Consider the following 23172-nt stretch of genomic DNA (forward strand, 5'->3'; position numbering starts at 1 on the left):
GGCACAATGTCGGTCATGACAACGCCCTCGACCGTGCCGCTCGGCTACCGCTTGATCAGTGGGCCGCCCCACGTCGACGACTACCTCGCACTGCGCGAGCGATCCGGACTGTCGCCGCGCCGGCCCGACCAAGCGGCGGCCGCGCTCCGCGGGAGTTGGGCGGCTGCGCACGTGGTGCACCAGGAGACCGGCACGACGGTCGGCATGGGTCGGGTGCTCGGCGACGGCGGCTGGTACTTCCACGTGGTGGACATGGCGGTGCTGCCGGATCATCAACGCCGCGGTATCGGGGATGCGGTGCTCACCACGCTGCTGGAGGCGATCCGGCGGGAGGCGCCGCCCGGTGCATACGTCAATCTGCTAGCCGATCCGCCGGGGCGCCGTCTCTACGAACGGCATGGTTTCCGGCTCACGGCACCTTCCTCGGAGGGGATGGCCCTGATCCTGGGCTGACCGGCACGGCCGGCGGGCGCAGGCGGGCGACGGCGGGCGGCGGGCGACGTCGGGCGGCGGGCGACGGCGGGCGACGGCGGGCGCGGGCAGGCGACCGCGGGCCGCGGGCGCAGCCGGCGCAGGCGGGTGACGGCGGACGGCGGCGAGCCCGCCGCCGTCCGCCGGGTCGGCCCGGATTCGGCCGGGGGAGCGGTCCGGCTCAGCCCTCGTAGCGCAGCCAGACGGCGCCCAGTGGCGGCACCCGCAGCGACGCAGACGCGTTCAGGCCGTGCCAGGGCATGGCCTCGGCGTGCACCTCGCCCAGGTTGCCGACGCCGGAGCCGCCGTAGAGGGAACTGTCCGTGTTGATGACCTCCCGCCACACACCCGCGCGGGGCAGGCCGATGCGGTAGCCCTCGTGGGGGATCGCCGCGAAGTTGACGATGCAGGCGAGGGTGTCGCCGTTGGGGGCGAAGCGCAGGAACGAGAACGTGTTGTGCTGTGAGTCCTCGGAGGTGATCCAGCGGAAGCCGCTCGGGGTGGTGTCCTGCGTCCACAGGGCCGGGGTCTCGCGGTAGGCGTGGTTCAGGTCCTTGATCAGGCGGTGGATGCCGCCGCCGCGGGTCTCGTCGGCGAGCAGGGTCCAGTCGAGGCCCCGCTCCTCGCTCCACTCCCGTTCGTCGCCCATCTCGGCGCCCATGAACAGCAGTTGCTTGCCGGTGAAGGCCCACATGAAGCCGAGCAGGGCGCGGTTGTTCGCCAGCTTCTGCCAGAGGTCGCCGGGCATCTTGCCGGTCAGCGAGCCCTTGCCGTGCACGACCTCGTCGTGGCTGATCGGCAGGATGTAGTTCTCGCTCCAGGCGTACACGGTGGCGAAGGTCATCTGGTGGTGGTGCCACTGCCGGTAGATCGGCTCCTTCTCCATGTAGGACAGCGTGTCGTTCATCCAGCCCATGTTCCACTTGAAGCCGAAGCCGAGGCCGCCGAGGTGGGTCGGGCGGGTGACGCCGGGCCAGGCCGTGGACTCCTCGGCGATGGTGACCACGCCGGGGTGGTGCTTGTAGACCGTCGCGTTCATCTCCTGCAGGAAACTGATCGCGTCGAGGTTCTCGCGGCCGCCGTACTGGTTCGGGGTCCACTCGCCGTCCTTGCGCGAGTAGTCCAGGTAGAGCATCGAGGCGACCGCGTCGACGCGCAGGCCGTCGGCGTGGAACTCGTCGCACCAGTAGAGCGCGTTGGCCACCAGGAAGTTGCGGACCTCGCGGCGGCCGAAGTCGAAGACGTACGTACCCCAGTCCGGGTGCTCGCCGCGCCGCCAGTCCTCGTGCTCGTAGAGCGGGGTGCCGTCGAAGCGGGCCAGGGCCCACTCGTCCTTGGGGAAGTGCGCCGGCACCCAGTCGAGGATCACCCCGATGCCGGCCTGGTGCAGCTTGTCGACCAGGTAGCGGAACTCGTCGGGGTTGCCGAAGCGCGATGTCGGCGCGAAGTAGCCGGTGACCTGGTAGCCCCAGGAGCCGCCGAACGGGTGCTCCATCACCGGCATCAGCTCGACGTGGGTGAAGCCCGTCTCGACCACGTAGTCGACGAGCTGGGTCGCCAGTTCGACGTAGGACAGGCCGGGACGCCACGAACCGAGGTGCACCTCGTAGATGCTCGTCGGCTCCTGGTGCCAGTGCTTGGTGGCGCGCTCCGCCATCCACCGGCTGTCCTGCCACTCGTACGCCGACTCGAAGACCACCGACGCCGTGGCCGGGGGCACCTCGGTGTGCTGGGCCAGCGGGTCGGCCTTCTCGCGCCACACGCCGTCGCGGCCGAGGATCTTGAACTTGTACTTGGCGCCGGCCGCCGTGCCGGGCACGTAGAGCTCCCAGACGCCGCTGCTGCCCAGGGAACGCATCGGCCAGCCGTCGTACGGGCCCCAGCCGGTGAAGTCGCCGACGACCTGCACGCCCCGCGCGGACGGCGCCCACACGGCGAACGCGACGCCGTCGCCGCTCGGGTGGGCGCCGAGCACCGTCCACAGCTTCTCGTGCCGGCCCTCGCCGATGAGATGCAGGTCGAGCTCGCCCAGCGTCGGCGGGTGCCGGTACGGGTCGTCGCAGGTCGTGCCGTCCACGTCGATCCGGTAGTCGAGCACGGAGCCGGGCAGCTCGGCGGCGAAGATGCCGTCGGGGTGCACCTGGGTCATCTCCGTACGCTCGCCGCCGGCGACCACCGCGACGTTCTTCGCGCCCTTGCGCATCGTCCGGATCACCGTGCGGCCGCCGGCGGGGTGCGCGCCGAGCAGCGAGTGCGGATCGTGCGTGTCGCCCGAGACGACGGCGTGCAGCAGGCGCTGGTCGGCGCCGCCCGGCATGGGCGGCGACGGGGGCGGGGGCGTGGTCTGCCCGATCATCGGTTCTTCCTCCGGGGTGTCAGCCGACGAGCCGGGAGATGGACCGCAGCGGGATCCGCAGCCATCCCGGCCGGTGCCGGGCTTCGTACGCGGCCTCGTAAACCGCCTTGTCCAGCTCGTACGCCGCCAGCAGCGCGCCCTGCTCGCGCGGGTCGGTGCCGGCCGATGCCGCGTACCCGTCGCAGAAGGAGGCACGGTTGCGGTCGACCCATTCGCGGGCCCGCGCGGCCAGATGTTCCTCGTCGTCCTGGTCCACCAGCAGCTGGTACGCGGCGTACTCGTAGCTGCGCAGCACCCCGGCGACGTCCCGCAGCGGCGAGTCCGGCATCCGGCGCTCGTCCAGCGGCTGACCCGGCTCGCCCTCGAAGTCGATGAGCAGCCACGCCTGCGGGGTGCGCAGCACCTGGCCCAGGTGCAGATCGCCGTGGACCCGCTGGACGGTCACCTGCTCGCCGGTCAGCTTGCGGAACCGTTCCTCGATGACGGGGACGTACTCCCGCAGCTCCGGCACGGTGCCGGCGGCGGCGTTCAGCCGGGCCACGACGGCGTCGACCGGGAACGGCGACGGGCCGGTGCCCATCTCCTCGGCGAGGGTGCGGTGCACCGAGGCGACCGCCTCGCCCAGCCGGTACGACTCCCCGGCGAAGTCGCCGCCGGTCTCGTCGGCACGCAGTTCGGCGTCGGCGAACAGGTCGCGGGCGCTGGCCGTGGCCATGGCCCAGCCCTCGGCCGAGTTGGCCGCGTACGCGGTGACCATGCCCAGCGGGCAGGGCGCGGTCTCGGAGCCCATCTCGACGGAGCCGAGCAGCCGGGCGACGTGCGGGTTGCCGGCCCGGCCCAGGACGCGGTTGAGCTCGATGTCGGGGTTGATGCCGCAGTCGACCCGCCGGAAGATCTTGAAGATCGCCTCCTGCTCGAAGATCACGCTGGTGTTGCTCTGCTCGGCGTCGAAGACCCGCGGCGCGGCGTCCACCGGCAGCGTGGTGCCGGGCTCCTTGGCGAAGACGACGTCGCCGACGATCGCCGAGGAGTCGATGAGCGACAGCAGGTGCTTGGCCGCGCCGGTGTCGTACAGGGCGTCGTAGCCGGTCCGGTCGTTGTCGGTGCCGATCGTGGCGACGGTGCTGTATTCGGAGATCGGGCCGTTGTCCCAGGCCACGAGCACCTGGTACCGCTCCGAGCTGCCGTCGGTGTAGGTGGCGTCGACGAGCATCAGGTCGAGGTCGTCGCGCAGGGCCGTCACCGAGCCGGGCTCGGCGGAGGCGAGGGTCCGGCTGCGGCCTGCGTACCAGCGTTGCTGGGGGAGCCATTCGGTGAAGGGCAGCGTCATTGCTTCTCCTCGGAGCCGCAGAGCTGGAACCAGTAGAACCCGTGGCCCGGCAGCGTCAGCAGGTAGGGCAACTGGCCGATGCGCGGGAAGTTCACGTGCCCGGTCAGCTCGACCGGGGTGTACCCGTTCCAGTGCTGCAGGTTCAACTCGATGGGCTGGGGGAACCTCGAGAGGTTGTTGACACACAGCACCACGTCGTCCCCCGCCTCGCGCAGGTATGCCAGCACCGAGGGGTTGGAGCCGCCGAGCTCGCGGAACGAACCGGTGGCGAACGCGTCGTGGCGTCGCCGGACGGCCAGCATGGTGCGGGTCCAGTTGAGCAGCGAGGTGGAGCTGTCGCGCTGGGCCTCCACGTTCACGGACTGGTAGCCGTAGATCGGGTCCTGGTTGGCGGGCAGGTAGAGCCGGCCCGGGTTGGCGGTCGAGAAGCCGGCGTTGCGGTCGGGCGTCCACTGCATCGGCGTCCTCACGCCGTCGCGGTCACCCAGCCAGATGTTGTCGCCCATGCCGATCTCGTCGCCGTAGTACAGCACCGGCGAGCCGGGCAGCGACAGCAGCAGGGCGGTGAACAGCTCGATCTGGTTGCGGTCGTTCTCCAGCAGGGGGGCGAGGCGCCGGCGGATGCCCACGTTCGCCTTCATCCGCGGGTCCTTGGCGTATTCCGCGTACATGTAGTCGCGTTCTTCGTCGGTGACCATCTCGAGTGTGAGCTCGTCGTGGTTGCGCAGGAAGATGCCCCACTGCGCCATGTCCGGGATGCCGGGCGTCTGGGCGAGGATCTCGGAGATCGGGAAACGCGACTCACGGCGTACCGCCATGAAGATGCGCGGCATCAGCGGGAAGTGGAACGCCATGTGGCACTCGTCGCCGCCGGTCTCCGGGTCGCCGAAGTACTCGACCACGTCGGCCGGCCACTGATTGGCCTCGGCGAGCAACACCCGGCCCGGGAACTCGTCGTCGATGACCTTGCGGCAGTGCTTGAGGAAGGCGTGCGTCTCGGGCAGGTTCTCGCAGTTGGTGCCCTCCCGCTCGAACAGGTACGGCACCGCGTCCAGCCGGAAGCCGTCGATGCCCAGGTCCAGCCAGAAGCGCAGGACGTCGAGCATCGCCTCCTGCACCCGCGGGTTGTCGTAGTTGAGGTCCGGCTGGTGGCTGAAGAAGCGGTGCCAGTAGAACTGCCGGCGCACCGGGTCGAACGTCCAGTTCGACTCCTCGGTGTCCACGAAGATGATCCGCGCCTCGGAGTACGGCTCGCTGGTGTCGCTCCAGACGTAGTAGTCGCCGTACGGGCCGTCGGGGTCGCGGCGCGACTCCTGGAACCACGCGTGCGAGTCGGAGGTGTGGTTCATGACGAGGTCGGTGATGACCCGGATGCCGCGCTTGTGCGCCGCGTCGAGCAGCGCGACGAAGTCGTCGACGGTGCCGAAGTCGGGCAGGACCTTGTAGAAGTCGCGGATGTCGTAGCCGCCGTCGCGCAGGGGCGAGTCATAGAACGGCGGCAGCCAGAGGCAGTCGACGCCCAGCCACTGCAGGTAGTCCAGCCGCTCGATGAGCCCCCGCAGATCGCCGGAGCCGTCCGCGCTGGAGTCGTAGAAGGCCCGGACGAGCACCTCGTAGAACACCGCACGCTTGAACCACGTGCGGTCCGCCGGCAACGTGCGGGCGTGCCCGAAGTCGTCGGCGGTGGGGTGCTCGACCACACCGTCCTCGACGTGGCTGCCCTCCGCGGGATCGTGCTCGACGGTACCGCCGAGGTCGTTCGCCAAATCCATCAGACGTTTCACCTACCCCACCCCGCAGGAACTTCCATCGCGTGCGCCTCAGCGGCGCGGGTGCACCACGAACACGTGCGCCGGCTCGACGTACGGATCGATCCGGACGGCGTTGTGCTGGCCCCACTCGTACGACGCCCCGGTGATCTGGTCGACCACGTCGAAGCGCTCATGCCAGTCCATCCCCAGTGCCGGCATGTTGAGGGTCGTGTTGCCCCACTGCACGTTTGCCGAGTCGAACGAGCAGATCGCCAGAACGGTATTGCCCGACTCGGGATCGTGTTTGGACCAGCACAGCAGCTCGGCGTTGTCGATCTCGTGGAACTCCGTGTTGCGCAGCCAGTGCAGCGCCGGGTTCTCCCGCCGGATGGTGTTCAGGCGGGTGATGTACGGCGCCAGCGACCGGCCGGCCCGTTCGGCGCCGGCCCAGTCGCGCGGCTTCAGCTCGAACTTCTCGTTGTCGATGTACTCCTCGGCGCCCGGGCGGGCCACGTGCTCGAACAGCTCCAGCCCTGAGTACATGCCCCAGGACGGCGAGAGCATGCTCGCCAGTACCGTCCGGATCTTGAACATCGGCGGGCCGCCGTGCTGCAGCGTCTCGTGCAGGATGTCCGGGGTGTTGGGCCAGAAGTTCGGGCGCATCCAGTCGATCGACGACTTGAGCTGCTCCATGTACTCGCGCATCTCCCAGGCCGTGGTGCGCCAGGTGAAGTACGTGTACGACTGGGAGAAGCCGATCTTGCCGAGGCCGTTCATCATCGCCGGCCGGGTGAACGCCTCGGCGAGGAACAGCACGTCCGGGTCGACGGCCTTGACCTTGGCGATGCACCACTGCCAGAAGTTCAGGGCCTTGGTGTGCGGGTTGTCGACGCGGAAGATCTTGACGCCCTGCTCGACCCAGTGCAGCACGACGCGCAGCACTTCCTCGCGCAGGCCGATGGGGTCATTGTCCCAGTTCAGCGGGTAGATGTCCTGGTACTTCTTGGGCGGGTTCTCGGCGTAGGCGATGGTGCCGTCGGCGCGGGTGGTGAACCACTCCGGATGCTCGCGGACCCAGGGGTGGTCCGGCGCGGCCTGCAGGGCCAGGTCCATGGCGACCTCGAGGCCGTGCGCGTTCGCCGTACGGATGAAGGCACGGAAGTCCTCCAGCGTGCCGAGCTTGGGCTCGATGGCGTCGTGGCCGCCCTCGTCGGAGCCGATCGCCCAGGGCGAGCCGACGTCCTCCGGGCGGGCCACCAGGGTGTTGTTGCGACCCTTGCGGTTGATCTTGCCGATGGGGTGGATCGGCGGCAGGTACAGCACGTCGAAGCCCATCGCCGCCACGGCCGGGATCCGCTCGGCGGCGGTCGCGAACGTGCCGTGCTTGATCGGCGTCGCCTCGGGACCGATCTCCGCGCCCTCCGAGCGCGGGAAGAACTCGTACCACGAGGAGAAGAGGGCGCGCTGGCGGTCGACCCAGATCGCGTACGACCGGGTGGTGGTCACGAGGTGGCGCACCGGGTTGTCCCAGAGCAGCTCCTCCAGATCGAGGGCGGGGGAGACCCGGGAGAACAGCGAGCGGTGGTCGTCGCGCAGCGCGGCGGCGGCGGTGCGGACCCGCTCCTCGTGCTCCTGCGGCACGATCTTGGCGGCCAGGTCCAGCACGTCGGCGCCCTCGGCCAGGTCGTTGGCGAGGTCCTCCACGCCCTGCCCGGCACCGATCTTCTTGGTGACCGCGTTGCGCCAGGTCTGGTAGGGGTCGTCGAACGCCTCCACGGTGAACGTCCAGCGGCCCACCCGGTCCGGCTTGATCACGCCGTGCCAGCGGTCCAGCCCGGGCTCGCCGGGCCGCATCCGGGTGAACGGCTGGGTCTCGCCGTCCGGGCCGGTCCATACCACGTTCACGCCCAGCGCGTGGTGGCCTTCCCGATAGGACACCGCCGAAACCGGAACCAGCTCGCCCACCACGGCCTTCGCCGGGTAGCGGCCGCAGGACACGGACGGCGTCACGTCTTCGATGGGAAAGCGTCCGGTCATGATCTCCACCGTAGTCAGAATGCGCGGGAGGGTGCTCGGAGACGGGCGAAATGCAGCGGCCGTCGCCGCTGGTTTCTCCGCATTGGAGCAACGGCAAACGGTCGCGCTTCCGGCGCTGTTCAACCTACCGGAGTGGGCTCACGCGTACCCGTCGAGGCGCGCCTTTGCTCCACCCAGAAAGTCGGTCAGGGCGGCGCCGTGCCACACCCGGGCCGGCCGAGGGTCGCGCGCCGTCGCCGCGGCCAACGCGGCGACGGGCAGGGTGGCGGATCCCGCCGCCGCGGCGAGCACCACGTTGCCGGCCCGGCGCCCCCGCAGCAGCCCCGGCGCGGCGATCAGGGCCACGTCGTCGAACGCCGCGCGCAGCGTCGCCGTCTGGATGCGCGAGTGCGACAGCGGCGGGACGTCGGTCAGGTTCATCGCGAGCAGGCCGCCGGGCCCCAGCAGGCGCGCCGCCGCGGCCGCGAAACCGACCGTGGCCACGCTCGCCGGCAGCACCGCGCCCTGGAACACGTCGGTGATGATCACGTCGTAGCCGCCCGGCGCGGCCCCCTCCACGAACTCCCGGGCCTCACCCACCCGCACCGCGACGTCCGGCGGCCAGGGCAGCGTGCGGGACACGAGCGCGAGCAGCGGCGCGTCGTGCTCCACCACGGTCTGCATTGCGCCGGGCAGCGTCGCGGAGATCCAGCGGGGCAGCGTCAGCCCACCGCCGCCCAGATGCAAGATCCGCAAGGGTACGGCCGCAGGCGCGCCCACCCGCAGCACCGTGGCCAGCTTGCGCACGTACTCGAAGGCCAGATGCGTGGGATCGCCCAGATCGACGTACGACTGCGGTACCCCGTCCACGCACACGGTCCAGCCCCGGGCGCGGGCCGGATCCGGCTCCAGGGTGGCGATGCCGGAGTCCACCCGCGCGACGATCGTTGCGCGCCGGTTGCCGTGCGTTGCCATCGGGGCGAGGTTACTCATGGGCCGGCGCGCTCCGCCGAGCAGTAGCGGTGAAGCACCCCGTGGACGGGGCGCACCGAAGCCCTGGGGGAAACATGGCGGGTCCGTCGACCGCGCTGTCGCCGGTCATCGCGGCCAGCACGCACTGGCTGGTCCGGGCGTACCCGGCGACCGGCGGGGACCGCGTCGCGCCCACCCTCAACGAGCTCCAGGCCCGCCAGGCGATCACCGTGGCGGCGTGGCTGCGCTACCCGACGCCGGTCGACGCCGAGCTGGTCGCCATGGCCGGCCCGGGCGGCTCGGCGGTGCTCGACTGGCGCACCGGCAGCGAGCCCGACGACGACCTGGCCGAGGACGAGGGCTGGCGCACCTGGGTCGACGAGGTCGTGGTGAGCTGGGCCGCCTGCCTGCTCGCCGACCCGCTGCTGGCCGCCCGCGCGGTCGACGCGGTGGCCGCCGCCATCCCGCCGAGCCGTGATCAGGCCGCCTCCCGGCCCCGCCCGCGCCGCTCCGTGGGGGACCTCCCCGCCGAGTTCCAGCGCCTGACCGCCCCGGACGCCCGCGAGCGGGCCGCCGCGGTCCTGCTGCGCCACCCCGACCTGCTCGAGCCGGTGGCGGAGATGCACCGCGACGACCTGTTCTACCTGCTGGCCGTGCCGGACGGCCGGGCAGCCGGTCCCACCGGGATCGCCGCCTAGGATGTAGACGCCGCACGCTCGGCTAGGCTCCTCGGATATCAAGACAAATCGATGTCTGCCAGGAGTGACGTGCCCGAGCCCGGTCCGAACCCGCCAAGCCCCGATGCGACGACGACGCCCGCCGAATACGTCGCGGCGTTACGTGCCTTGCGCGAGTGGTCGGGGCTGACCTACCGGCAGCTCGCCGCGAAGGCCGACGCCTGCGGGGACGTCCTGCCGTCGAGCACGATCGCGTCCGCCCTGGGCCGCAGCAGCCTTCCCCGTCGGCAGGTGGTGACCGCGTTCGTGCGGGCGTGCGGACTGGGCGACGACGAGGCGGTGCACTGGGCCGAGGCCCGCGACGCGATCGCCGCGGGCCGGGTCGCCTCCCCGAGCGACGCCGCGTCCGAGATGGCAGAGGGTGCCGCGCCGATGCCGGAGGTCCGGCCGGTGAACCCACGGGCCGGGACGGCGGCTCGGCGGCGGTTCCCGGCGGGGATCGCGGCGGCCGTGCTGCTGCTCGTGACTGGTGGGGCCGCCGTGCTGGTCCGCGACGGCGTCCGGGATCAAGACGGCGAGGGTGCCGTACAGCGCGCTACCGACGGTCCGCGCCGAGGTGATGCCGGGGGCGCGCCCATCGCCGACGGCTGGTATCTGCTGCGTCCGGCCCATGTCGACGGGCACGGGCTGTGCCTGGGCGAGGGGCGCGAACGCAACGGCCGCACCGACCGGCCGCTGGTGGTGCAGCGACCGTGTGACCAGGTCTCCCCGGACACCTACGTGCAGTCCGCCGGCGCCGGCGTCGTCGAGATCCGGTGGCGTCACCCGAAGCACGGCGTGGGCTGCCTGACCGTGGACGAGGCGTACCCGGGCGACGGGGCCCTGCTCGCACCGGCGGACTGCACCGGCGCCGCGCACCAGCGGTATCTGCTGGAGGCTGTCGACGTCCCGGTGCCGGGCGGCTACCGGCTCCGGCCGGTGCACAGCGGCCTGTGCGTCGGGATCCTCGGTGGCCCCGCGGAGGACAGCGCCGGCGCCGAGGCGGTGCAGACCCCTTGCACGGGCGCCCCCGATCAGGAGCTCGTCTTCACCGCCACCCGGCAGGCCTCCCGCCCCTCCTGACGTTGCGCCGCCCCTGACCTGGGACATCGCCGTACCCTGGCGTGTTCCGAACCGTTCCGAACGCGTCCCGGACGGGTCCGGCCCTGGCAGCCCGGCTCCGCGGCTTGATGGGATCCGGACATCGATGTCCGACCCGAGGAGGAACGAGATGCGCATCCGCAAGGCAATGACGACCGTTGCGGCCGGTGCCGCACTGACGCTGGCCGGCGTGGCCGCACCGGCCGCGGCCGCACCGGCGGGAACCGCGGCGCCCACCGCCGGCACGGGCGCCGCACGCGCCAACTGCCCCGGCTACGTGACCTGGTCCGACAGGTCTGGGCCGGGTGGTGGTGACCGCCGCCATGTGCAGTGCAGCGGCGGCACGTACGTCTACGTGGAGATCTACTGCAACACGGGCGGCGGGACCAGTCCCGGATTCAGGAAGGGATACAACAAGGCGGAGTGCCCGGGCTACGGGGGCCGGGCATCCGGCTGGTCCTACACCTGGAACTAGTGATCGCCTCGGCGCGGCCGTCCGGATCACGCCGGGCGGCCGTCCGGGCCACCGTCGCGCTCAGCCCTCGTGGGCGCCGGCGGCGACGCCCTCGGCGGCGGGGCGGTCGGCCTCGACGCGGACGGCGCCCGGGTGGCCGGCCGCCTGGCCGGCGGTGACCGCGGCGCCGATGATGCCGGCGTTGTTCAGCAGCGTGGCCGGGACGATCGGCGTGCGGATTTCGACCAGCGGGAGCCACTTGTCCGCCTTCTTGCTCACCCCGCCGCCGATGACGAACAGCCGCGGCGACAGCAGCATCTCCACGTGCCGCAGGTAGTTCTGGACCCGCGGGGCCCACTGCTCCCAGCTCAGGTCCTCCTGCTCGCGGGCGCGGTCGGAGGCGCGCAGCTCGGCGTCGCCGCCGTCGAGTTCGAGGTGGCCGAGCTCGGTGTTCGGGATCAGGGTGCCGTCGAGGAACAGGGCGCTGCCGATGCCCGTACCGAAGGTCAGCATCATCACCAGGCCGCGCTCGTCGCGCCCGGCGCCGAACGCGACCTCGGCGACGCCCGCGGCGTCGGCGTCGTTGAGCACCGACACCGGCCGGCCGAGCCGCTCGGTGAACAGCCGCGCCGCCGGTGCGCCGATCCATGACTTGTCGACGTTCGCCGCGGTCCGGATGACGCCGTCGACCACCACGCCGGGAAAGGTGACCCCGACCCGGTCGTACCCGTCGAACCGGCCGGCGACCTCCGCGACCGCCTCGACCACGCTCGTCACGTCGGCCGGCTGCGGCGTCGGTACCCGGTATCGCTCCGCGAGCAGCTCGCCCTGCCCGGTGTCGACCGGTGCGCCCTTCACGCCGGACCCGCCGATGTCGATGCCCAGGATGGCCATGTCCCGTTCTCCGTCCCCGGTGCGTTCCGGATGTCGCAGTGCGTTTCTCGGATGTCCCAGTGCGTTGTTTCTCGGATGTCCCAGTGCGTTTCGGATCTGTGTACCCATGAGCACCCGGGATCGAATCGTGTCATCCGGGCACCCGTGACCGAATCCTGCCATCCGCCGGTGCACACTTCCGAGGCACCTGATGCAGTTGTCACCCAACGTGACTCATACTTTCGGCTAGTCAACGCTCGTCCGAGCGGCTAGCGTGGGAGGGAGTGAATGGTCGCCGCGCGCGGGCACGGCTCTCTGCCCGCTGATGGAGGACCTCCGTTATGACCGTTACCGCTCCGAAGGCCGGCACGGGGAGTGACACCGCGTCGGACAGTGCCGCGGACTTGCTCGACGCCATGGCCGCCGTGCCCGCCGAGGACCGCCGCCACGCCGCGCTGCGGGACCGGGCGATCGAGGCCTGGCTACCCCTGGCCCGCCACCTCGCCCACCGCTACTCCGGCCGCGGCGAACCCACCGACGACCTCATCCAGACCGCCACCGTCGGCCTCATCAAAGCCGTCGACAAGTTCGACCCCACCCGCGGCGTCGACTTCGCCGGCTACGCCATCCCCACCATCATCGGCGAGATCAAACGCCACTTCCGCGACCGCACCTGGTCCGTCCGCGTCCCCCGCCGCCTCCAGGAACTCCGCCTGGCCATCACCGAAGCCAACGCCACCCTCACCCACACCCTCGGCCGATCCCCGACCGTCGCCGACATCGCCACCCACCTCGGCGTCACCGAGGAAGACGTCCTCGAAGGCCTCGAAGGCGCCCGCGCCTACAACGCCACCAGCCTCTCCACCCCGATCAGCGCCGACGGCACCACCGAACTCGGCGACACCCTCGGCAGCGAGGACCACGAATACGAACTCGCCGAAACCCGCGTCGCCCTCGGCCCCGCCCTGGCCACCCTCGACCCCCGCGAACAGAAGATCCTCACCCTGCGCTTCTACGGCAACCTCACCCAGTCCCAGATCGCCGACCAGATCGGCATCTCCCAGATGCACGTCAGCCGCCTGCTCACCAAGGCCCTGACCAAGCTGCGCACCCAGCTCGACGCCGCACGCTGACACCCGCCGCCCCCGCCCACCGGGGGCGGCGCCGTCATGTCCGCCCCCACCCCGGGAGTGCGGCCGTCATGTCCGCCCACCGAGGGTGCCGCCGGCGTGTCCAGACCCCCGGCGTGTCCAGACCCCAACGCCCACGCGGTCCGCGGGACGTCCGGCGCGTGATCCCCGCCGCGGAAGTGGGGAATCCTCCAGGGGGCGGCGCGTGAGCCTGCGCACCCGCGCTCGCCCTAACCGCGGCGTGCGGCACAGGGGCGTGGACGGGCAGGGGATCGCGTAGCCCTGAAGGCGTCGGCCCCGACGCGAACGGTCGGCGGCTGTGCACGTACGGAAGAACGCGCCGCCTCCGTGAGGCGGAGACGGCGCGCAACCGTGAAACGCCCGGCTACGAGGAAGGCGAATGGGTCTGCCAGTTGAGCCGGGTGAGCAACTGGCGGGCGCCGTCGGCGGCGTCCGCGTCGACGATCACCGCGTACTGGGCGGCCTGCAGCGAGCTGCGCGACGAGAAGTCCCGCCGGCCGCCGCTCATGGCCTGCGCGATGGCGCCGAAGACGGCGCCCCAGACCGCGCCGACGATCAGGCCGAGCAGGATCACGCTCACCCAGCTCGAGTCGCTGAAGAGGCCGAAGAAGAGGCCGATGAACAGGCCGAACCAGGCGCCGCTGGCGGCGCCGGCGAGCGCCGCGCGACCCACGGTCACCCGGCCGAGGACGTTCTCCACCAGCCGCAGGTCGGTGCCGATGATGCTGGTCCGCTCGACCGGGAACTTGTTGTCGGACAGGTAGTCGACGGCCTGCTGCGCCTGCAGGTAGTTCGGGTATGTCGCCACCGAGACGGTCGGGCCCGGATGCGCGGCCTGGGGGGCCGGGTCGGTGGCGGGCGTGAACGGCACGCCCGCCGGGCCGGGCGGAACGGTGCCGGACGCGCCCGGCATGGTGGGTTCGGTGGGGGTGGACATCGGTTCCTCCTACGGGGGTTCAGCCGCGGCGATCGCCTGCGGCGAGACGTATCCAGATCGCGAAGACTCCCGCCACCGCGGCGATGATGGCCGCCACGCCGGCGGCGAACGCGAGGCTGCCGGGGACGAGGTCCGGGGCGGCCCAGCGGGCGAGCAGCACGGCGCCGAGGCCGAGCAGCGCGCCGGCGGCGCCGAGCGCGCCCACGGCGGCGAACAGCAGCATCGCCGTGCGGTTGGGGCGGGCCACGACGCCGGTGATGCCGGCCCGGCGGGCCCGTACCAGGGTCGAACCCAACGCGCCCCAGGCCAGGACGATCAGCAGGGCGGCGACGGTGTCGCTCGGGCGGTGCCATTCCGCCGAGACGGTGGCGACCGCGATGGTGGCCACGTATCCCGCACCGCCCAGGGCGACCGTCCCACGGATCGCGAACGGCAGGACCAGCACCAGCGCGAACGCGACCGACGCCGCGGCCGTCGTGTGGCCGCTCGGGAACGAGTTCGGCGCGGGGAAGCCGTCGAGGTCGGGGCGCTCGAGCCGGGTCTTGAGCAGTTGGGTGGTGACGTTGGCGCCGAGGACCAGGACCGCCGCGGCGACGGCCAGATCGGCCCGGCGCCGGACCACCCCGATCGCCGCCGCCACGAGGCAGACGGCCACCAGGCTGACCAGCGTCGTGGCGTCGAGCGCGCGCCGCAGGACCTGCTCGATCCGCTCGTGGTGCACGTCCGCGCCCCGCATGACGAGCGTGTCGACGCTCTGACCGGGCGCGGTGCATACGCACAGGTAGTACACCAGGGCCACGCCCGCGGCGGCCAGCACGGCGACGCAGGCGTGGGCGATCACGTGCGTCACCCCGCGGCCGGTGCCGGGGGTGGCCGTCCGGGCCGGGCGTGAAGCCAAGGCCGTCATCGGCGGATGTCCTCCTGAACGTCACGACTGGGCGATTCCGCAATGCCCACCCGGCGCCGATCTCAAGCGCGTGAGTGGGCAGTGCCACCGGCACCACGCAACTCGACTGCACCCGCGGGCGCTCTCGGCCCGCAACGGCACCCCGAGATCTTCGAACGGAGCCGAAGCAAAGATGCCGACGCCGCGATCGAGGGGACGTAGATGCTGCACACCGCCCGCCGACTGCTCACCGGGCCGCTGCTGGTCGCCGCCCTTGGCGCCGGAGTGGCCGTGGCACCGGAGGCCGCGATGGCCGCCGGAGTGTCCGCAACCGTCAAGGTGAGCACCTCGCTCAAGGTGCGCTCCGCGCCGTCGCTCGCCGCCCGGGCGGTCGGCTCCCTGCGCAACGGCGCCAAGGTCACCGTCTCCTGCGTGGTGACCGGCCAGAACGTCCGCGGCACGGTCCGCACGACCACGGCCTGGGACCGGCTGAGCACGGGCGGGTACATCTCGCACGCGTACGTGAAGACCACCCGGACGCTGTCGCGCTGCGCCACCGGCACGCCGACCGCGGTGCGCACCAAGGCGAAGCCGGTCACGGCCGCCAAGAAGTACGTGGTCGGCACGGTCCGCAGCCTCGAGGGCCGGGTCAACCTGCGCTCGGGCCCGTCGACCTCGTCGTCGATCCTCGGCTCGGTCGCCAGCGGCACCGAGATCGACCTGGTCTGCGCGGTCGCCGGGCAGAACGTCGACGGCTCGGTGCGCACCACCACCCAGTGGGACCGGACGTCGACCGGCCGCTACATCTCGCACGGATACATCTACTCGGGCCCGCTCAAGGCGTGCACCGGCTCGTCGGTCCCCGCGCCGTCGGTGTCGCTCACCCCGGAGCAGTTCATCAAGAACTCGGTGCCGGGCGCGCAGCGCGGCTGGCGCGAGTACGGCGTCCCCGCCTCGGTGACGATCGCCCAGGCGATCCTCGAATCCGGCTGGGGCCGCAGCGGCCTCGCCTCGGTCGACAAGAACTACTTCGGCATCAAGTGCCAGAACGGTTCCTACGGGAAGCTGGCGAACGGCTGCCACACGTACCGCACCCAGGAATGCACCAAGGCCGGCAACTGCTTCTCCACCTCGGCCGTCTTCCGGACGTACGCCACGCAGTCGCACTCGTTCCGGGACCACGGCAGCTTCCTGCGGGTGAACCCGCGCTACAAGCCGGCGTTCGCCTACACCAAGAACGCCAACAAGTTCATCTGGAAGGTCTGGAAGGCCGGCTACGCCACGGACCCCAACTACTACACCAAGGTCACCGGCATCATGGCGTCCTGGAACCTCTACCAGTACGACACCTTCAAGTAGGTCGCTCGTCCTCACCCCCGTCGGCGGAACCTCGCCGACGGGGGTGATTCGCGTTTTATGCTCCGTTCGGTGGGGAGCAGGGGTACGGCAGCGCAGGACGGCACGGCCGGGACCCGGCGGGCCCGCTTCGTCGGCACCGCCCTGGCCGCTCTGGTCCTCGGGCCCGGCCTCGCCGTCACGGCGTTCGCCGCCGGGGCGCTGCGCGACAACCAGCGCGCGCAGGCGGACCGGGTCATGGACCAGCGCACGGCGCTCGCCCGCGCCGCCGTCACCGGCGAGACCGGGCGCTACCGCGACCTCATCCAGGTCGTCGCCGCCGGCCTGGGCACGAACGTCCGGCTCACCGCCGCCGACTTCGCCGCCGCCACCGCGCCCCTGGAGCGGGCCGGGCTGGTCGGTGCCACCTCGGTGGCCTTCGTGGTCGCCACCTCGCCCGGACAGATCCCGGCAACCCAGCGACTCTGGCGCTCGCGCGGCGTCACCGGCCTGGTCCTGCGGCCGCACGGCACACCGCGGGAGCATCTCTTCTCGGTCCTGCGCCGGGACCTGAACCACGGCGGCGCCGGCACGCTGGGCGTCGACGTCGCGTCCGCGCCGGAGGCGGCCGCGGCGCTGGCCGAGTCCCGGCGTACGGGACAGCCCTCGGTGTCGGACGCCTACGTGCTGCTGCGCGACCGCGGTCTGCCGGCACCGCGGCAGCAGCTCTCGTTCATGTTCGCCGCGCCGGTCTTCGGCGCCGGCGCGCTGCCGGAGTTCCGCGGGTGGCTGGCGCTGGGCCTGCGTGGCAGGGACTTCCTCGGCGGCGTGCTCGGTACCGCCAGCCAGGGCCTGCTCGACGGCGAGCTGTACGCCACCGACGGCAGCGGTCGCCGCGTCCAGGTGGCCGCCTACGACGCCCGGGGCGGCCGGGACCTGATCCGGCAGGCCAGCTTCCCGGTCGCCGACCGCCACTGGGCCCTGCTGACCGCCGCCGACGCGCGCTACCTGCCGGGGGCGCGCAGCAGCACCCCGGCAGCCGTGCTGCACGGCGGCATCGCTGTCAGCGTCATGCTGGCGCTGCTGGTCTGGGTCCTGGCGACCGGCCGCCACCGGGCCCGCGCCCAGGTACTGCTGGCGACCGCCGACCTGCGCGGCGCCGAGGCGGAGAGCCGTCGCCAGGCCGGCCTGCTGAGCGCCATCATGGCGAGCCTGGGCGACGGCGTCGGCGTGGTCGACGACCAGGGGAGGTTCCTGCTGCACAACCCGGCGGCCAAGGCGCTGCTCGGCGTCGCCGACGACATCGAGGGGCCCCAGGGCTGGCAGGAGCACTACGGGCTGTTCCGCGCCGACGGCCGGACGCCGTTCCCGGTCGAGGAGCTGCCGCTGGTCCGCGCGCTGCACGGCGAGGCGTCCGACGACGTCGAGATGGTGATCCGCAACGAGAACCGTCCGGACGGCATCCTGGTCAGCGTCGACGGCCGCCCTCTCGACCCCAGCGCCGGGCTGCGCGGCGCGGTGGCGGTCTTCCATGACATCACCGAGCTGCGCCGCTACGAGACCGACCTGGCCGTCTTCGCCGGGGTCGTGGCGCACGACCTCAAGGCGCCGCTGTCGGTGATCCGCGGGCACTGCGAGACGGCGGCCGACGAGCTCGCCGACGCTGCGCCGGTTCCCGAGGTGACGGCGGCCCGGGCTTCCCTGGACCGCATCGCGCGGGCCGTCGACCGGATGGCCGCGATGATCGACACGTTGCTGGCATACACGACCGCGCGGGACGCCCCGCTCACCCTGCGGGCCGTCCCGCTCGGCCCGTTGGTGGCCGAGGTGGTCGAGCACCGGACCGAGCAGCCGCGACCCGCCGGCACGCCGCCGCCGGAGATCTACGTGGGTCCGCTCCCGGTGGTCGAGGCCGACCCCGCGATGCTGCGGCACGTGCTGGACAACCTGGTCGGCAACGCGCTCAAGTACGTACCGCCGGGCCGGCCGGCCCGTATCGACGTGGCGGCCACGCCCGCGGATCCGGGCTGGACCCGCGTCGAGGTCGCCGACCGCGGCATCGGGATCCCCGCGGAGGACCAGCCGGCCATCTTCGAGGCCTTCCACCGCGCCCGCAGCGCCGCCGGGTACGCCGGCACCGGCCTCGGCCTGGCGATCTGCCGGCGCATCGTGGAGCGTCACGGCGGTGCCATCGGCGTGGCGGACAACCCGGGCGGTGGCACCCGCTTCTTCTTCACCCTGCCGCTGGCCGCGACGGCTCCGGACGAGCGGGCCGCCCTCGACCGCGCGTGCGCCGAGCGGGCCGCGATCGGGCAGGCGGCCCTGCCGCGGCCCGAGGACGACGACGAGCGGCCCCGCGCCGGACCGCTCAGGCCGGCCGGGACGGCATCAGATCCGCCACGCACGCGAGAAGCTGGGCCGGCAGGAAGGGCTTGAGCAGCGTCGCGCTGGCGCCGACCTCCCCGGCACGGGCGTCGCCCGGCAGCAGCGAGCCGCTGGCCAGCACCACCGGGATGTGCTCCAGGCCCGGGTCGGCGCGGATCGCCCGGCAGAGCTCGAGCCCGCTCATCCGGGGCATGTCCACGTCGGTGATCACGACGTCCGGCTTGTGCCGGCGGACGGCTTCGAGGGCCTCCGCGCCGTCGGTGGCCGCGACGACCTCGTGGCCGGCCCGCTCCAGCGCCCGGCGGAGCACGAGCAGGATGTCCTCGTGGTCCTCTGCAACAACGATCATGACGCCTGCCTCTCCCGCGCTCCGCCTGTCGCAGGCACAAAGAGCGACGCGCCCGGGCGGACACGGGCGTCGGCCGAATCGTTGCCGGATTAATCACCGGGCATTCCGCGAGCGGAGTGCCTATTGTTGACCCGCCATGTCTGTCACACCCCTGAGCCAGGACCTCGCCGAGCTCCGCCGCAGAGTCTCCGATCTCCTTCCCCGCGACGAGCGCCGGCTCCGGCGCCGGCTCGACGGCATCCGCAAGGTGCGTGACGAGGGCGCCCGCGCGGCCGTGCTCGCCGACATCTCCGGTGAGGTGTCCCAGGCCGAGTCGCGGCGCGAGGCCCGCCTGGCGAACGTCCCCGCGGTGTCGTATCCGGACGAGCTGCCGGTCAGCCAGCGCAAGGACGACATCCTCGCCGCGATCCGCGACCACCAGGTCGTGGTGGTGGCCGGCGAGACCGGCTCGGGCAAGACCACCCAGATCCCGAAGATCTGCGTCGAGCTCGGCCGGGGTGTGCGCGGCCAGATCGGGCACACCCAGCCGCGGCGCATCGCCGCCCGCACCGTGGCCGAGCGCATTGCCGAGGAGCTGGGCACGCCGCTGGGAGCGACGGTCGGCTACAAGGTCCGCTTCACCGACCAGGTGTCCGACGAGACCATGATCAAGGTGATGACGGACGGCATCCTGCTGGCCGAGATCCAGAACGACCGCCTGCTGCGCCGCTACGACACCCTGATCATCGACGAGGCGCACGAGCGCAGCCTCAACATCGACTTCATCCTCGGCTATCTCAGGCAGCTGCTGCCGCAGCGGCCCGACCTCAAGCTGATCATCACCTCGGCGACCATCGAGACCGGCCGTTTCGCCGAGCACTTCTCCGGCCCTCGGGGCCCGGCGCCGGTAATCGAGGTGTCGGGGCGCACCTATCCGGTCGAGGTGCGGTACCGGCCGCTGGTCGAGGAGACCGAGGACAGCCGGGAGGAGCCGCTCGACCAGGTCGACGGGATCGCCGCCGCGGTCGACGAGCTGGGGCGCGAGGGCAGTGGCGACATCCTGGTCTTCCTCAGCGGCGAGCGGGAGATCCGCGACACCGCCGACGCCCTGAACCGCCGGAACCTGCGCGACACCGAGATCGTCCCGCTGTACGGCCGGCTGTCCGCCGCCGAGCAGCACCGCGTCTTCGAACGCCACACCGGCCGCCGCGTCGTGCTGGCGACCAACGTCGCGGAGACCTCGCTGACCGTGCCGGGCATCCGCTACGTCATCGATCCCGGCACCGCGCGCATCTCCCGCTACAGCAACCGGCTCAAGGTACAGCGGCTGCCGATCGAGCCGGTGTCGCAGGCCAGCGCCAACCAGCGCAAGGGCCGCTGCGGCCGGACCAGCGACGGCATCTGCATCCGGCTCTACTCCGAAGAGGACTTCGCGGCGCGGCCGGAGTTCACCGAGCCGGAGATCCTGCGCACCAACCTGGCCTCGGTCATCCTGCAGATGACCAACCTCGGCCTCGGCGACCTGGCCGCTTTCCCATTCATCGACCCGCCGGACCGGCGCAACGTCACCGACGGCGTCAAGCTGCTCGAGGAACTCGGCGCGCTCGACGCCCGCAAGCTCACCCCGCTGGGACGCAAACTGGCCCAGTTGCCGGTCGACCCGCGGCTGGCCCGCATGGTCATCGAGGCCGGCGAGCAGGACTGCGCCGCCGAGGTCATGGTGGTCGCCGCCGCGTTGTCCATCCAGGACCCCCGCGAGCGACCCGCCGACCGCCAGCAACAGGCGGACGAGAAGCACGCCCGGTTCACCGACAAGGAATCCGACTTCTTCACGTACCTCAACCTCTGGCGCTACCTGCGGGAGAAGCAGCGCGAGCTGTCCGGCAACCAGTTCCGGCGCCTGTGCCGCGCCGAGTTCCTCAACTACCTGCGCGTCCGCGAGTGGCAGGACATCTACTCCCAGCTCAAGCAGGTGGCCCGGAGCCTCGGCCTGACCATCGTCGAGGACGACGAGCGGACGCCCGACGGCCGCCGCTTCCACACCGCCCTGCTCGCCGGTCTGCTGAGCCACATCGGGCTCAAGGACGTCGACAAGCGCGAGTATCTCGGCGCCCGTGGCGCCAAGTTCGCCGTGTTCCCCGGGTCGGCGCTGTTCAAGAAGCAGCCCCGCTGGATCATGGCGGCCGAGCTGGTCGAGACCTCGCGGCTGTGGGGCCGGGTCAACGCCCGGATCGAGCCGGAGTGGGCCGAGGCCCTCGCGCCGCATCTGGTGAAGCGCAGCTACAGCGAGCCGCACTGGGAGAAGAAGCAGGGCGCCGTCATGGCGTACGAGAAGGTGACGCTCTACGGTCTACCGATCGTGCCCCGGCGCAAGGTCGGTTACGCCAAGGTGGACCCCGACATGTGCCGGGAGCTGTTCATCCGCCACGCGCTCGTCGAGGGCGACTGGGACACCCACCACGCGTTCTTCGCCGAGAACGCGGCCCTGCTGACGCGCATCGAGGAGATCGAGAACCGGGCCCGGCGCCGCGACATCAAGGTGGACGACGAGACCGTCTTCGCCCTCTACGACGCCCGGATCCCCGCCGACGTGGTCTCCGCCCGGCACTTCGACGCCTGGTGGAAGAAGGCTCGCCGGGAGAATCCCCAACTGCTCACGTTCACCCGGGAGCTGCTGGTCAACGCCGGGCGCGACGCGGTGGACCCGGGCGCCTACCCGGATGCGTGGCTCGCCGGCGAGGTCCGTCTACCGCTGAGCTACCAGTTCGAGCCCGGCGCCGCCGCCGACGGGGTCACCGTGCGCGTGCCGCTGCCGCTGCTCAACAAGCTCGACGCCGACGACTTCGGGTGGAACGTGCCGGGCCTGCGCCGGGAGATCATCGTGGCGCTGATCCGCGCTCTGCCGAAGCACCTGCGGACCAGCTTCGTCCCGGTGCCGGACTGGGCCGACGCGGTGCTCGCCCGCATCCCCGCCCGCCGGGGCGCACTGAGCGACGCCGTCGGCGACGAGCTGCGCCGGCTCACCGGCACGGTCGTGCCGCGCGACGCCTGGCGGCCCGGCCAGGTCCCCGACCATCTGCGGATGAACTTCCAGGTGGTCGGCGAGGACGGCGCCGTGGTGGGTGAGGGCCGCGACCTCGACGTGCTGCGCAACAGCCTGGCCCCGAAGGTCCAGGCCACCATCTCCGCGGCCGCCGGCGACATCGAGCGGCGCGGCATCACCACCAACGAGTTCGGTACGCTGCCCCGCTCGATCCAGCAGGTCCGGGGCGGCTACCAGGTCACCGTGTACCCCGCCCTCGCCGACGAGACCGACAGCGTGGCCGTGCGGGTGTTCGAGACCGAGGCCGAGCAGCGGGAGGCGATGCGGGCCGGCACCCGCCGCCTGCTCCTGCTGACCCTCCCGCCGGCCGCCCGCTACCTGCAGGGCCGCCTGGACAACCGGGCGAAGCTGGAGCTGTCGCGCGGCAACCCGTACCGCTCGATCGCCGACCTGCTCGACGACTGCGCGGGTGCGGCGGTCGACCGGCTCGTGCAGGACGCCGGCGGCCCGGCCTGGTCGTCGGAGGAGTTCACCCGGCTGCGCGACGAGGTCCGGGCCGAGCTCGTGGACGCCACCGCCACGGTCGTCACCCAGGTCCGGGCGGTGCTGGCCACCTCGTACGAGATCGGCCAGCGGCTCGGCACCACCCGCGACCCGGCGCTGGTCCCGGCCCTCGCCGACATCCGGGCACAGCTCAAGGCCCTGGTGTATCCGGGATTCGTCACCGACACGGGCTGGCGGCAACTGCACCACCTGCCCCGCTACCTCAAGGGCGTCGCGTACCGGCTGGACCGGCTGGGCGGCAACCTGGCCCGCGACCGGCAGTTGATGGCCCAGCTCCACGAGGTCGAGGGGGAGTACCGCGAGCTGCGTGAGGAGCTGGGTGGCGGACCGGCCGACGAGGGCCTGAGGGAGATCCGGTGGATGCTCGAGGAGCTTCGGATCAACTTCTTCGCCCAGTCGCTCGGTACGGCGTACGCGGTCTCCGACAAGCGCATCTACAAGGCGATGGACCAGCTCCCGGCCTGATTTCCGGGCCGATCCGGGGGCTGCGGGTGCGCTGTGGG

At 72.0% G+C, this 23172-nt stretch carries 17 protein-coding genes; 8 read left to right on the forward strand and 9 right to left on the reverse strand.

Features of this window, described 5'->3' with window-relative positions; translation table 11 throughout:
- Positions 1–15: 15 nt before the first annotated feature.
- The gene (locus EDD30_RS35780) at positions 16–453 is read left to right on the forward strand and encodes a GNAT family N-acetyltransferase (protein ID WP_071809711.1); all 438 of its coding nucleotides are present in this window, start codon (positions 16–18) and stop codon (positions 451–453) included.
- 199 nt (positions 454–652) lie between these two features.
- Here the strand turns inward: EDD30_RS35780 and glgB are convergent, their stop codons facing one another.
- From glgB to EDD30_RS35805, 5 genes are all read right to left on the reverse strand, one after another.
- Positions 653–2788: a 1,4-alpha-glucan branching protein GlgB gene (gene glgB / locus EDD30_RS35785; RefSeq protein WP_071810213.1), complete on the reverse strand. Its 2136-nt coding sequence runs from the start codon at positions 2786–2788 to the stop codon at positions 653–655.
- 58 nt (positions 2789–2846) lie between these two features.
- The gene (locus EDD30_RS35790; protein ID WP_071810211.1) at positions 2847–4157 is read right to left on the reverse strand and encodes a maltokinase N-terminal cap-like domain-containing protein; all 1311 of its coding nucleotides are present in this window, start codon (positions 4155–4157) and stop codon (positions 2847–2849) included.
- Positions 4154–5929 carry a maltose alpha-D-glucosyltransferase gene (gene treS / locus EDD30_RS35795; RefSeq protein WP_071810210.1) on the reverse strand — a complete coding sequence of 592 codons (1776 nt, stop codon included), beginning with the start codon at positions 5927–5929 and terminating at the stop codon, positions 4154–4156. The genes EDD30_RS35790 and treS overlap by 4 nt, the downstream gene beginning before the upstream one ends.
- Positions 5930–5977: 48 nt before the next feature.
- The gene (locus EDD30_RS35800) at positions 5978–7945 is read right to left on the reverse strand and encodes an alpha-1,4-glucan--maltose-1-phosphate maltosyltransferase (protein ID WP_071810212.1); all 1968 of its coding nucleotides are present in this window, start codon (positions 7943–7945) and stop codon (positions 5978–5980) included.
- A gap of 138 nt (positions 7946–8083) precedes the next feature.
- Positions 8084–8899: a spermidine synthase gene (locus EDD30_RS35805; protein WP_084558020.1), complete on the reverse strand. Its 816-nt coding sequence runs from the start codon at positions 8897–8899 to the stop codon at positions 8084–8086.
- A gap of 92 nt (positions 8900–8991) precedes the next feature.
- On the opposite strand from EDD30_RS35805, the gene EDD30_RS35810 reads away from it, so the two are divergent.
- From EDD30_RS35810 to EDD30_RS35820, 3 genes are all read left to right on the forward strand, one after another.
- Positions 8992–9594 carry a hypothetical protein gene (locus EDD30_RS35810; RefSeq protein WP_123678705.1) on the forward strand — a complete coding sequence of 201 codons (603 nt, stop codon included), beginning with the start codon at positions 8992–8994 and terminating at the stop codon, positions 9592–9594.
- 51 nt (positions 9595–9645) lie between these two features.
- On the forward strand, positions 9646–10695 hold the full coding sequence (locus tag EDD30_RS35815) for a helix-turn-helix domain-containing protein (RefSeq protein WP_071808070.1): 1050 nt from the start codon (positions 9646–9648) through the stop codon (positions 10693–10695).
- 148 nt (positions 10696–10843) lie between these two features.
- Positions 10844–11188 (forward strand): hypothetical protein, encoded by a 345-nt coding sequence (locus EDD30_RS35820; RefSeq protein WP_123678706.1) that lies wholly within the window; start codon positions 10844–10846, stop codon positions 11186–11188.
- 60 nt (positions 11189–11248) lie between these two features.
- Here EDD30_RS35820 and ppgK read toward each other — a convergent pair whose 3' ends face one another.
- The gene (gene ppgK, locus EDD30_RS35825) at positions 11249–12061 is read right to left on the reverse strand and encodes a polyphosphate--glucose phosphotransferase (protein WP_071808037.1); all 813 of its coding nucleotides are present in this window, start codon (positions 12059–12061) and stop codon (positions 11249–11251) included.
- Positions 12062–12381: 320 nt separating this feature from the next.
- Here ppgK and EDD30_RS35830 point away from each other — a divergent pair, with 320 nt between their 5' ends.
- On the forward strand, positions 12382–13173 hold the full coding sequence (locus EDD30_RS35830) for an RNA polymerase sigma factor SigF (RefSeq protein WP_123678707.1): 792 nt from the start codon (positions 12382–12384) through the stop codon (positions 13171–13173).
- 382 nt (positions 13174–13555) lie between these two features.
- On the opposite strand, the gene EDD30_RS35835 is transcribed toward EDD30_RS35830, so the two are convergent.
- On the reverse strand, positions 13556–14128 hold the full coding sequence (locus tag EDD30_RS35835) for a YflT domain-containing protein (protein WP_071807965.1): 573 nt from the start codon (positions 14126–14128) through the stop codon (positions 13556–13558).
- A 19-nt stretch (positions 14129–14147) separates the two neighbouring features.
- Complete coding sequence (locus EDD30_RS35840; RefSeq protein ID WP_071807966.1) at positions 14148–15035, reverse strand: phosphatase PAP2 family protein; 888 nt, start codon at positions 15033–15035, stop codon at positions 14148–14150.
- 201 nt (positions 15036–15236) lie between these two features.
- Here EDD30_RS35840 and gsmA point away from each other — a divergent pair, with 201 nt between their 5' ends.
- Positions 15237–16373, forward strand: coding sequence for a sporangiospore maturation cell wall hydrolase GsmA (gene gsmA, locus EDD30_RS35845; protein WP_123678708.1), 1137 nt, complete (start codon positions 15237–15239; stop codon positions 16371–16373).
- Positions 16374–16442: 69 nt separating this feature from the next.
- Entirely contained in the window at positions 16443–18785 is a 2343-nt protein-coding gene (locus tag EDD30_RS35850) for an ATP-binding protein (protein WP_244945520.1), read from the forward strand.
- Here the strand turns inward: EDD30_RS35850 and EDD30_RS35855 are convergent.
- Positions 18718–19083 carry a response regulator gene (locus tag EDD30_RS35855; RefSeq protein WP_071807388.1) on the reverse strand — a complete coding sequence of 122 codons (366 nt, stop codon included), beginning with the start codon at positions 19081–19083 and terminating at the stop codon, positions 18718–18720. The two genes, EDD30_RS35850 and EDD30_RS35855, sit on opposite strands and share 68 nt — an antisense overlap.
- Before the next feature lie 136 nt (positions 19084–19219).
- Here EDD30_RS35855 and hrpA point away from each other — a divergent pair, with 136 nt between their 5' ends.
- Positions 19220–23134, forward strand: a complete 3915-nt coding sequence (gene hrpA / locus EDD30_RS35860; protein WP_071807389.1) for an ATP-dependent RNA helicase HrpA — start codon at positions 19220–19222, stop codon at positions 23132–23134.
- Positions 23135–23172: the final 38 nt, after the last annotated feature.

Origin of the sequence: Couchioplanes caeruleus (assembly GCF_003751945.1) — a bacterium.
Lineage (GTDB): Bacteria > Actinomycetota > Actinomycetes > Mycobacteriales > Micromonosporaceae > Actinoplanes > Actinoplanes caeruleus.

Coding starts and splice junctions, on each gene's coding strand:
- EDD30_RS35835 (WP_071807965.1), bottom strand. CDS start 14,128: ATGTCCACCCCCACCGAACCCACCATGCCGGGCGCGTCCGGCACCGTT.
- EDD30_RS35855 (WP_071807388.1), bottom strand. CDS start 19,083: ATGATCGTTGTTGCAGAGGACCACGAGGACATCCTGCTCGTGCTCCGC.
- EDD30_RS35805 (WP_084558020.1), bottom strand. CDS start 8,899: ATGGCAACGCACGGCAACCGGCGCGCAACGATCGTCGCGCGGGTGGAC.
- EDD30_RS35815 (WP_071808070.1), top strand. CDS start 9,646: ATGTCTGCCAGGAGTGACGTGCCCGAGCCCGGTCCGAACCCGCCAAGC.
- EDD30_RS35800 (WP_071810212.1), bottom strand. CDS start 7,945: ATGACCGGACGCTTTCCCATCGAAGACGTGACGCCGTCCGTGTCCTGC.
- hrpA (WP_071807389.1), top strand. CDS start 19,220: ATGTCTGTCACACCCCTGAGCCAGGACCTCGCCGAGCTCCGCCGCAGA.
- EDD30_RS35810 (WP_123678705.1), top strand. CDS start 8,992: ATGGCGGGTCCGTCGACCGCGCTGTCGCCGGTCATCGCGGCCAGCACG.
- gsmA (WP_123678708.1), top strand. CDS start 15,237: ATGCTGCACACCGCCCGCCGACTGCTCACCGGGCCGCTGCTGGTCGCC.
- glgB (WP_071810213.1), bottom strand. CDS start 2,788: ATGCCGGGCGGCGCCGACCAGCGCCTGCTGCACGCCGTCGTCTCGGGC.
- ppgK (WP_071808037.1), bottom strand. CDS start 12,061: ATGGCCATCCTGGGCATCGACATCGGCGGGTCCGGCGTGAAGGGCGCA.
- EDD30_RS35830 (WP_123678707.1), top strand. CDS start 12,382: ATGACCGTTACCGCTCCGAAGGCCGGCACGGGGAGTGACACCGCGTCG.
- EDD30_RS35840 (WP_071807966.1), bottom strand. CDS start 15,035: ATGACGGCCTTGGCTTCACGCCCGGCCCGGACGGCCACCCCCGGCACC.
- EDD30_RS35790 (WP_071810211.1), bottom strand. CDS start 4,157: ATGACGCTGCCCTTCACCGAATGGCTCCCCCAGCAACGCTGGTACGCA.
- treS (WP_071810210.1), bottom strand. CDS start 5,929: ATGGATTTGGCGAACGACCTCGGCGGTACCGTCGAGCACGATCCCGCG.
- EDD30_RS35820 (WP_123678706.1), top strand. CDS start 10,844: ATGCGCATCCGCAAGGCAATGACGACCGTTGCGGCCGGTGCCGCACTG.
- EDD30_RS35780 (WP_071809711.1), top strand. CDS start 16: ATGACAACGCCCTCGACCGTGCCGCTCGGCTACCGCTTGATCAGTGGG.